Genomic DNA, 9,753 nt, shown 5'->3' with positions numbered 1-9,753 from the left:
CCATCGCCACCGTCACCGACACCAACCGCGACCAGGTGCTCGTCCACGACGCCCACCACACCAGCCCCGCCCGCGCCTTCGCCCTCACCCGCCTCACCGCCGCCGACCTCCTCCACCACACCCCCATCGGCGTCATCCGCAACACCACCCGCCCGGTCTACGACCGCCTCATGGCCGGCCAGCTGGACCAGGCAGTGGAGCAGAAGGGCCCCGGCGACCTGGCCGCCCTGCTCGCCGGCACCGACACCTGGACCGTCAACTAGGGCCTGTCTGACCATTCCCGCCGGGCCCGGCCCGCCCGGCACGCGCCCCCAGCCTTCGGCCGGGAGGTGCCCCCTTCGCCGCACGACCCAGCCTGATCCGACGCGAATGGTCAGACAGGCCCTACCGATAAGGACCCACCCATGGCGTACGTGATAGCCGCCCCCTGCGTCGACGTGAAGGACCGGGCCTGCATCGACGAGTGCCCGGTCGACTGCATCTACGAAGGCCGGCGCTCGCAGTACATCCACCCGGACGAGTGCGTGGACTGCGGGGCCTGCGAGCCGGTCTGCCCGGTCGAGGCGATCTTCTTCCAGGACGAACTCCCCGACGAGTGGTCGGACTTCGCGCGGGCCAACGCCGAGGTGTTCATCCCGCTCGGCTCGCCCGGCGGGGCGTCGACGGTGCCGGCCTTCGCCGAGGACCACCCCGTGGTGTCCGCGTACGTGCCGAGCCAGGTCTGAGCCGGCCGTGCCGCGCCTGGGCCTGGACACCGCCGCCGTGGTGGACGCCGCGCTCGCCGTCGTGGACGAGCGCGGCCCCGCCGCACTGACCCTCGCCGCCGTCGCCGCGCACACCGGCGTGGCCACCCCCTCGCTGTACAAGCACGTCAAGGGCCTGGCCGACCTGCGCGAACGCGCCGCCGCCCAAGTCCGCACCGAGCTGGGCGCCGAGCTGCGCGAGGCCGTCCAGGGCCGCAGCTCCACCGACGCCGTGAGCGCGCTGCTGCGCGCCCACCAGGAGTACGCGGACCGCGAGCCGCACCGCTACGCGCTGCTCACCGCCCGCGGCCAGGGCACCTGCCCCGGCCAGGTGGACCAGGTGGACGCCGTGATGGCCGCCGCCCTGCGCGGCTACGAACTGCCCGAGCCGGAGCTGCACCACGCGACCCACGCACTGCGCGCCGTCGCGCTCGCCTCCGCCGCGCTCGGCGGCTCGGCCGAGTCCCGCGGCCTGCTGGTCCAGCTCTTCACCACGGGCCTGCGGGCCCTCTGAAGATACGGGGAAGGGGCGCCGGGAGACTCCCGGCGCCCCTTCTGTCGTGCCGCCCGCTCAGCTGCCGACGCTCGCCGGCGCCCACATCCGCCCGTACAGCTCGCGCCGGGACGAGACCTCCAGCTTCTGCAGCACCGTGCTGACGTAGTTCTTCACCGTCTGCCGGGCCAGGTGGAGTTCGTCCGCGATCTCGTCGTTGGAGAACCGCCGCAGCAGCAGCGCGAGCACCTCGCGCTCGCGCACGGTCATCCCGCCGTGCTGCAGATCGGCCTCCAGCCAGCCCTCCTCCTCGCACGGGCGCTCCTGGCTGGTGAGCCAGACGTGCCGGCCTGCGACCAGCCGTTCGACGGCGTCGACCATCGCGGGGGTCTCCACCGAGCGGTGCACGAACCCGTCGGCCGCGCCGCGCAGGCACTCGATCACCACGCTCAGCTCGCTGCGCTCGGTGTAGACGAGCACCAGCGGCGCGGTGGGCAGGGACTTGAGCCGGCGGCCGAGCCGGATGCCGTCCCAGGGGGCCCGCAGATCGCAGTCGGTGACCACCAGATCGGGACGGGACTCCTGGCAGAGCCGCCAGGCGGCCTCCGCGCTGGCGGCCACGGTGACCGACTCCACGACGGCGGCGTCCCGCAGCAGGCCGGACACGGCCCACCGGGCCAGCGGCCACTGGTCCACCACCAACGCCCGCCGGACCCGTACCGGCGGTGCCTCGTTCTCCTCCTCGTACCGCTGCGTCATGTCGACTTCACCGTCCCCTCGGGGCTCGCCGCCCCCCGGCTCTCTCCCGGCCCGACTCTGTCAGGTACTGGAATTGTCCAAAGGGTCCGGAATAAGGGTCAACGCGCACCAGGCTTGTTTCGCAAGTAGCCCCGGTGAGTTGCCACACTCCGCGGCCAAACCTCCCGGCGCAGAACCATCTCCTCGCACAGGCATCCGCAGCGGGCACAGCCACTCGACGCCCGCTCGGCCCGCCGGTACCCCCGGTACCGCCCGTCGGGCCCAATCGAGTACCGCCGGTCCTAACCGACCCTTCGGCAAGCTTCCTAACCTGATCGCGGACGGGGGGAGCGTCCACCAGCTCCGGGTTCGCGCCCCCTCCGGCTGTCCCAGCCCGCAGCTGCGCTTACGAGTGGAGATCATCGTGCCAGAGAAAGCACCGGGTCAGACCCTCGCTCAAGCGGTCCGTCGGCCCTCCGCGCCGACACCTGTGCCGGGCGCCTCGGCCCTCGTGCACCACCTGGTCCACCGGCCCAACACCCCTGAAGGAGTGGTGCTCGGCACCACCGGCCCCACCACCCAGCAGTTCGCCGTCTCCGCGCTGCTGCCCGAGCGGCACTCGCTCTTCAACGACGGCGCCGATCTCTTCCACGATCTGCACTCGCCCGCCGAAGTGCTGCGCCGCACCGCGCTGTTCGTCTCCCACCGGTACTTCCGGGTGCCCCAGGAGAGACCGGCGGTCTTCGCGGCCACCGAGGTCGCGATGACCGAACTCGAGCCCTGGCGGCGCACTTCGGGCCCCGCCCACCTGGCGATGGACATCACGCTGACCCCGGCCGACGTGGTCAGCGGGGTGCCGCGCGGGCTCGAGTGCGAGTCGACCATCCACATCGAGGGCGTGCGCTGCGGCACCGCCAACGCCCGGCTGGTCTTCCTGATGCCCCGGGTCTACCAGAACCACCGCGAGCGCGGCCGGGCGATGAGCCGCTCGGAGTTCACCGGCCCCACCGAGGGCGAGCTGTGGGCCGGTACGCCCGCGGCCCGGGCCGTCGGCCGGGCCGACCAGGTCAACGTGGTGCTCGGCACCCCGCTGCTCACCGTCGAGAGCGAACTGGTGGTCGAGATCGTCACCGACCCGCGCAACCAGGTCTTCACCGAGGCCACCACCGACCACGTGCCGCCCGTGGTGCTGGTCGAGGGCACCCGGCAGGCCGCCCTGCTGCTGGCCGGCGAGCTGCACGGCTTCACCGTCGGCAGCTGCGTGCTCAGCCGCTGGAACGCCCGCTTCCAGGGCTTCGCCGAGCCCGACCTGCCGCTCTACTGCCGCGCCACCGCAGCCGAGTTGGAGCGCGCGGCGGACGGCCGGCCGGCCCTGCCGGTCGCCCTCACGCTGCACCAGGGCTCCCGCCAGATCGCCGCCGTCGACACCGTCGTACTCCAGGACTACTGATGCAGGACACAGGGGACACCGTCAGATTCCGCGTGCTCGGACCGATCAGCATGCTCCCGCACACGCCGACCGCCGCCAAGGTCCGCGTGCTGCTGGCCACGCTGCTCGTCCGGGCGAACGAAGCCGTCTCCACCACGGCCCTGATCGACGAGCTCTGGGACATCCACCCGCCGCGCACCGCGGCCACCACCCTCCAGGTCTACGTCTCCCAACTCCGGCGTGCCCTGGGCGAGATACCGTCCGAGCCGACCACCAGCGAGCGCCGGCTGCACACCGTCCCGCCGGGCTACCGGCTCTCCGTCCGCGAGGAGGAGTTCGACCTCAGCCGGTTCGAGACGCTGCGCCGCACCGGCAAGGAGGCGTACGACCGCGGCGACTTCACCACCGCCGCCAGTGACCTGCGGGAGAGCCTGGCGCTGTGGACCGGCCTGCCGCTCTCCGGCGTGCCGCACGGCCCGGTGCTCGCCACCACCAGCGTGCGCCTGGAGGAGCTGCGCACCGTCACCCTGGAGCAGCGGATCGCCGCCGACCTCCGCCTCGGCCGCCACCACGAACTCACCGGCGAGCTCATGGAGTTGGTCAACCAGCACCCGTACCGGGAGACCCTGCACGCCCACCTGATGGTCGCGCTGTACCGCTCCGACCGGCAGTCCGACGCGCTGCAGGCCTTCAGCCGCGCCCGCAAGGCGCTGGTGGACGAGCTGGGCGTGGAGCCCGGCGCCGGGCTGCGCCGCCTGCACGACCGCATCCTGCGCTCCGACCCGCTGCTCGCCTGGCAGGACCCGGCCCCGCCCCGGCCCTCCCCCGCCGCGCCCGCGCACTGGCTGCCGCCCGCCACGGCCGACTTCACCGGCCGGGAGGCCGCCCTGGCCACCGCCGCCAAGCTGCTGCCCGGCGAGGAGGGCAGCCGCCAGCTGCTGGTGGTCGGCGGCCGGGCCGGCGTCGGCAAGACGGCCTTCGCCGCCGAGCTCGCCCGCCGCTGCGCCGGGAGCTTCCCGGACGGGCAGGTGCTGCTGCCGCTGCGCGGCGCGCAGGACCGGGCACTGGACAGCGCGCAGATCGCGCTCGGCCTGCTGCACCGGCTCGGTGGCCAGGAGCACCCCTCTGAACCGGCCGAACTTCCCGGCGAAAGGCCAGAGTTGGCCGAGCTCGCGGGCCGCCTGCACCAGTCCGTCGAGGGCCGCAAGCTGCTGATCGTGCTCGACGACGCCGCCTCCGAGGACCAGGTGCGGCCGGTGCTCGCCGCGATGCCGGACGTGTTCACGGTGGTCACCAGCCGCCGCCCGCTCACCGGCCTGGACGGTGCCCGCCACCTGGTGCTCGACGTGCTGCGCCCCTCCGAGGCGCAGCGGCTGCTGACCTCGATCGTCGGCCCCCGGCTGGCCGAGGACAGCGCGGCGGCCCGGGAGATCGTCCGGCTCTGCGGCTACCTGCCGCTGGCCGTCCGGGTGGCGGGCAGCGGCCTGGCCGCCCGGCCGCACTGGTCGGCCGCCGACTGGGCGGCCCGGCTGGCGGACGAGGGCGCGGGGCTGACGCCGTTCGTCGCGGGCGACCTGGACGTCCGGGCCAGCCTGCTGGTCGGCTACCGCGAGATCGGGCCGGCCGAGCAGCGCGCCTTCCGGCTGCTCGCGCTCGCCCCGGTGCCGGACTTCCCGCTCTGGGCGGCCGCCGCGCTGCTCGACCTGCCCCCGGCCGAGGCCGAGCAGGTGGTCGAGCGGCTGGTCGAGTCGCAGCTGCTGAGCGTGCGGCGCAGCACCCCGGGGCAGCCCTGCCGGTACAGCTACCACCGGCTGCTGCGCACGCTGGCCTTCGAGCTGCTGGCGGACGACCCGCTCGGCGCGGTCGAGGCGGGCACCGAGCGCCTGGCCACGGCGTACCTCTCGTACGCCCAGTACGCCGCCGCGCTGTTCACCCCCGAGGGGGCCGAGCGGCCGGACGGCGGCGGGCCCGGGCCGCTCTCCTGTGCCCGGATCGTCGGGGACAACCCGGCGCGCTGGTTCCAGGAGGAGGCCGCCGGGCTGGTCGGGGCGGTGCGGCAGGCGCACGCGGCCGGGCTCTGGCTGCTGGCGTGGGAGCTGACCCTGGCGCTCGCGGGGTACTTCGAGGCCGGTTCGGTCTGGGACGACTGGGCGGCCACCCACGAGCTGGCGCTGTCCGCCGCGCAGCGGGCCGAGCATCCGGGGGCGCGGGCGGCGGTGCTCGGCTCGCTCGGCGACCTCGCCTGGCAGCAGCGGCGCGGGCCGCTGGCCGCCGAGCACTACGAGACGGCCCGGGTGCTGCACCGCTCGGCCGGCGACCGGCTCGGCGAGGCGCGCTGCCTGGTCGGGCTGGCGGACGTCGCGCTCACCGACGCCGAGCCGGGCCCGGCGGGCAAGCTCTACGGGCAGGCGCTCGAGCTCTTCGGCTCGGAGCCGCAGGGGCAGCGCGGGCGGGCCGACGTGCTGCGCGGGCTGGCCCTGTGCCACCTGCTCGCCGGGCGGGCGGAGGAGGCGCTGGTGGGCTTCGGGGAGTTCGTGGACGCGGCGCAGCGGCTCGGTGACCGGCGCTGGGCGCAGTTCGGCAGCCGGTCGATCGACCGCATCCAGGAGCACGTCATCGACTGGGCGGGCGGGGGCCGGGAGGCTCGGCCGGACGCGGTGGAGGTACGGCCGGGCGTGTGGCTGGTGGGTGATCCGCAGCTGCAGCGGTGATCCTCCGGGGAGGCCCCTGGGGATGGTAGTTAAATCTTCAACCTTGCAATTGGTTGAGGATTGAACTACCATCCTCGGTGTAGGCCAGAACACCCCGAATCAAGGAGGCCGACATGCCCGCCGTGACCGTCGAGAACCCGCTGACCCTCCCCCGCGTCGCCACCCCCGACCCCGCCGTCACGGCAGCCCGGCCGGTCCTCACCGTGGTCACCGCCCCCGAGGGCTTCGAGGGCGAGGGCTTCCCCGTCCGCCGCGCCTTCGCCAAGATCAACCAGAAGTACCTGGACCCGTTCATCATGATGGACCAGATGGGCGAGGTCGACTATGCCGCGGGGGAGCCGAAAAGCTAGTCCAGTTGGGGGACTAGTCGCAAGAGGGCTCTGACCTGCGAAGACGCAGGACGAACATCGCATTCCAACCCAACTGAGGAGGCCGGCATGCCTGCCGTGACCGTTGAGAACCCGCTGATCCTGCCGCGCATCGCGGCCCCCGCCGAGGGCTCCGTCGCCCGCCCCGTCCTGGCCGTCTCGACTGCCCCGGAGGGGTTCGAGGGTGAAGGCTTCCCCGTCCGCCGCGCCTTCGCCAAGATCAACCAGAAGTACCTCGACCCGTTCATCATGATGGACCAGATGGGCGAGGTCGACTATGCCGCTGGGGAGCCGAAGGGGACCCCTTGGCATCCGCACCGCGGCTTCGAGACGGTCACCTACATCATCGACGGAACGTTCATCCACCAGGACTCGCACGGCGGCGGCGGCACCATCACCGACGGCGACACCCAGTGGATGACCGCCGGTTCCGGCCTGCTGCACATCGAGACCCCGCCCGAGTCCCTGGTCATGTCCGGCGGCCTCTTCCACGGCCTCCAGCTCTGGGTCAACCTGCCCGCCGTCGACAAGATGATCACCCCCAAGTACCAGGACATCCGCGGCACCAGCGTCAAGCTGCTCGCCTCCGACGACGGCGGCGCGCTGGTCCGGCTGATCGCCGGCGACATCGACGGCCACCAAGGCCCTGGCGCCACCCACACCCCGATCACCATGATCCACGTCTCGGTGAACCCTGGCGCCCAGGTCACCCTGCCCTGGCGAGCCGACTTCAACGCACTGGCCTACGGCCTGGCCGGCAGCGGCTCGGCGGGCGAGGAGCGCCGCCCGTTCCACATGGGCCAGGCCGTCGTCTTCGGCGAGGGCGACTCCCTCACCATCCGCGCCGACGAGAAGCAGGACTCCCGAAGCGCCAACTTCGAGCTGGTGCTGCTCGGCGGCCTGCCCATCCGCGAGCCGGTCGCCCACTACGGCCCGTTCGTGATGAACAGTCACCGGGAGCTCCAGCAGGCCATGGAGGACTTCCAGGCCGGCCGCCTCGGCACCATCCCGGCGGACACCAACCTGGGACGCTGACCCGACGCCAGTGCCAGGGGCTCGGACCGGAAACGGTCCGAGCCCTCACGTATCCGGATCAGGTCGTCTGCTGCCGGGCGCCGCGGCCCGACCACAAGGGACTGCCGAGAAGTGGTAGCGAGCATCCACCCTGTCCTGGCTCAATAGCAGGATGGAGATCGGCGAGAACTGGGCGTACCGAGCCCAGCCCAAGATGCTCGGCAGTGCGATCCGCCGTGTGGAGATCGTCCGGGTCGGCGGGCCGCGCCGGGCCACTCAGGTGCACATCCGATTCCTCGAAGGCGAGGACGCCGGCCTGCAGGACTGGGTCGCCCCCGCGTCCCTGGTCTCGTTGTGGGACGACGTCGCGGTCTTCCGAAGCGATGATGCTGCTGAACTGGCGTTGGTCGAGGCATCCCGGCACGTACAGAAGACTGCGGAGTTCGAGACCGCTCGGATGGTTCTCGGCTTCGTCCGCCCCAAGAGCCAAGTGCGGCTGCGCACGACGACGGCCGATGCCGGCGTGCTGGAGCTCACCGCTCTTGATGCCACCGCTGACCGTCTCGGGCTCGATGCTGTCGAGCTGCGTGCTGACCCGATGGTTCACGAGACCCGGACCGGCCTGTTCCTGACGGGTTGGCCGGTCACGGAGCGGATCGCACGACGGGCCGCAGAGGTCCTGGCCGAGGAGATCCTCCCGGAGGTCGAGCACCGGCAGGAAGCCCTCGACCAGGAACGCGCGCAACCATCCTGGCAGTCGTGGAACCGCCGCGACGACCGGAAGCTGCAGGCGGACGACGACACACTCCGGACGGTCCGGGAGTGGTGCGGTCAGGAGCGGGTAGAGCGCTTCGACGAACTGCTCGCCCTACGAGCCGAGGTCGAGCGGCTCGGCACCGTTGTCGAGCGAGCCGTGAAAGCCCTGCGCGACCGAGGGCACGGCGTCATCGCCTCCGCCATTGAGCGCGACCTCGGGGTCCGTATCTCCAGCCTTGGTCCCGAGGTTCGGCGCTGACATCGCGCCACGGATCGGCCTGCTGACGTGACTGGCCGAGCTCAGCAGGTGGCGCCTCCTTCTCCGGCCGATGCGGGCTCCACCCGTTGAGGAAGGGCCGGAGTGCGTCGCCCGTGGGCTCGGTTTCGAACACTTCAACACCGAGCCCGCTGCCGGGAGCCGTCGGGTCGATCCGGTCCGCCTCGGCCCTGCCCCACGCGGACCACTCCTTGAATTGCTGTGCCTCTGCCGAATCGTCGGCCCGGCTCGCAGCTTCGTCCAGCGCCGCGCAGAACTCCCTGATCTCCCGCGCGCCCCGCCACCGGTCAAGGGCCGACCCGAAACGCTCGAAGCGTGAGGCTTCGACGGCCTTACTGCTGGCCGCATTGACCGCAGCCTCCCAGTCCCGCTGCTTGCGCGCCTTCTCCTCCGCTGCCAGTCGTTGCCGCTCAGCCTCGGCCCTCTCACGCTCCTCCCGAAGTCGGCGTTGCTCGGCTTCGCGCTCCAGCTGGAGGCGCTCCTGTTCCTCGGCGCGCGTCTTCAGCACCCGGAAGAGCGAGCTGATCTGCTCCTCCAGCGGTCGCTTCGGAGTGTCGGCGTAGTCCTTCTTCCAGCCACCGCTGTGCCCGTAGCTGTAGGGGTGCGGTTCGATCACGTGCAGGTCGAGTTCGCCGGACGGCTCAGACCGGAGAGCGGGAGTCACCCGTTGCCAGTCGTACGTCTTGCGTCGCCCCTTGGCCGCCGGCACGAACTGGACCTGCTTCTGTCGCTCCTTGAAGCTCAACTCCCACGTCCTGCCATGGACGGAGAGCATCGGGCGCGGCTGCTTCCGCTTCTTGGACACCGTCACGTCACCATGGCGCGACAGCGCCTCCTGGGCGATGAGACGGACGATCGACAGCACGCGAGGGAGCACGTCCTCGGAGACCTCGAAGGCGCTGTGGTCGGCTTCCAGAGCTGCGATCACATCGCCCACGTCCGTGAGAACCCGGCTGCGCTGGAGACGGATCCTGTTCCACTCAGTGTCGTCCAGCCCGTTGTCACGGAGGAGGCCGAGGAAGAAGTCGCCCTTCTCCCGGCCGCTGTACTTCAGCTGGTATCCGTCAGGCACGCACGCGCGAGCCGCGTCGAAGGAGCGCCGCAGCCTTGCCCGCTCCTCCGGCGTCGGGAGCAATGCTCAGGACTTGTGGATCAGCCCCGGGCGGGGACGCGGAGGGCGTACCTTCCCGAATGATCCTGTGATGGTCACCGAGTAGGCCCGCG

Annotated in this window: 9 protein-coding genes and 1 pseudogene; 8 read left to right on the top strand and 2 right to left on the bottom strand. The window is 72.1% G+C overall.

Annotated elements, in window-relative coordinates; translation table 11 throughout:
- From ABT095_RS38285 to ABT095_RS38275, 3 genes and pseudogenes are all read left to right on the top strand, one after another.
- A pseudogene (locus ABT095_RS38285) lies at positions 1–263 on the top strand (2-oxoacid:ferredoxin oxidoreductase subunit beta); the annotation flags it as partial.
- A 141-nt stretch (positions 264–404) separates the two neighbouring features.
- Complete coding sequence (gene fdxA / locus ABT095_RS38280; RefSeq protein WP_350534255.1) at positions 405–725, top strand: ferredoxin; 321 nt, start codon at positions 405–407, stop codon at positions 723–725.
- Positions 726–732: 7 nt separating this feature from the next.
- Complete coding sequence (locus ABT095_RS38275) at positions 733–1,257, top strand: TetR family transcriptional regulator (protein ID WP_350534254.1); 525 nt, start codon at positions 733–735, stop codon at positions 1,255–1,257.
- Positions 1,258–1,314: 57 nt separating this feature from the next.
- Here ABT095_RS38275 and ABT095_RS38270 read toward each other — a convergent pair whose 3' ends face one another.
- Positions 1,315–1,995 (bottom strand): response regulator, encoded by a 681-nt coding sequence (locus ABT095_RS38270; protein ID WP_350534253.1) that lies wholly within the window; start codon positions 1,993–1,995, stop codon positions 1,315–1,317.
- Between the two features lie 490 nt (positions 1,996–2,485).
- Here ABT095_RS38270 and ABT095_RS38265 point away from each other — a divergent pair, with 490 nt between their 5' ends.
- The 5 genes from ABT095_RS38265 (at position 2,486) to ABT095_RS38245 (ending at position 8,511) form a co-directional block, all read left to right on the top strand.
- Complete coding sequence (locus ABT095_RS38265) at positions 2,486–3,424, top strand: AfsA-related hotdog domain-containing protein (RefSeq protein ID WP_350534252.1); 939 nt, start codon at positions 2,486–2,488, stop codon at positions 3,422–3,424.
- Positions 3,424–6,114, top strand: a complete 2,691-nt coding sequence (locus ABT095_RS38260; protein ID WP_350534251.1) for an AfsR/SARP family transcriptional regulator — start codon at positions 3,424–3,426, stop codon at positions 6,112–6,114. Before ABT095_RS38265 ends, ABT095_RS38260 begins: the two co-directional genes overlap by 1 nt.
- Positions 6,115–6,227: 113 nt before the next feature.
- Positions 6,228–6,464: a hypothetical protein gene (locus tag ABT095_RS38255; protein WP_502885141.1), complete on the top strand. Its 237-nt coding sequence runs from the start codon at positions 6,228–6,230 to the stop codon at positions 6,462–6,464.
- 87 nt (positions 6,465–6,551) lie between these two features.
- Positions 6,552–7,517, top strand: a complete 966-nt coding sequence (locus ABT095_RS38250) for a pirin family protein (RefSeq protein ID WP_350534250.1) — start codon at positions 6,552–6,554, stop codon at positions 7,515–7,517.
- A 151-nt stretch (positions 7,518–7,668) separates the two neighbouring features.
- Positions 7,669–8,511 carry a PE-PGRS family protein gene (locus ABT095_RS38245; protein ID WP_350534249.1) on the top strand — a complete coding sequence of 281 codons (843 nt, stop codon included), beginning with the start codon at positions 7,669–7,671 and terminating at the stop codon, positions 8,509–8,511.
- Here ABT095_RS38245 and ABT095_RS38240 read toward each other — a convergent pair.
- Entirely contained in the window at positions 8,441–9,601 is a 1,161-nt protein-coding gene (locus tag ABT095_RS38240; RefSeq protein WP_350534248.1) for a hypothetical protein, read from the bottom strand. The genes ABT095_RS38245 and ABT095_RS38240 overlap by 71 nt on opposite strands.
- Positions 9,602–9,753 lie beyond the last annotated feature (152 nt).

This window comes from Kitasatospora sp. NPDC002227 (genome assembly GCF_040296285.1).
GTDB lineage: Bacteria > Actinomycetota > Actinomycetes > Streptomycetales > Streptomycetaceae > Kitasatospora.
Note: the sequence above shows the minus strand (reverse complement) of the source record. Positions and strands in the feature narration are given on the sequence as shown.

Coding starts and splice junctions, on each gene's coding strand:
- fdxA (WP_350534255.1), top strand. CDS start 405: ATGGCGTACGTGATAGCCGCCCCCTGCGTCGACGTGAAGGACCGGGCC.
- ABT095_RS38270 (WP_350534253.1), bottom strand. CDS start 1,995: ATGACGCAGCGGTACGAGGAGGAGAACGAGGCACCGCCGGTACGGGTC.
- ABT095_RS38260 (WP_350534251.1), top strand. CDS start 3,424: ATGCAGGACACAGGGGACACCGTCAGATTCCGCGTGCTCGGACCGATC.
- ABT095_RS38255 (WP_502885141.1), top strand. CDS start 6,228: ATGCCCGCCGTGACCGTCGAGAACCCGCTGACCCTCCCCCGCGTCGCC.
- ABT095_RS38250 (WP_350534250.1), top strand. CDS start 6,552: ATGCCTGCCGTGACCGTTGAGAACCCGCTGATCCTGCCGCGCATCGCG.
- ABT095_RS38245 (WP_350534249.1), top strand. CDS start 7,669: ATGGAGATCGGCGAGAACTGGGCGTACCGAGCCCAGCCCAAGATGCTC.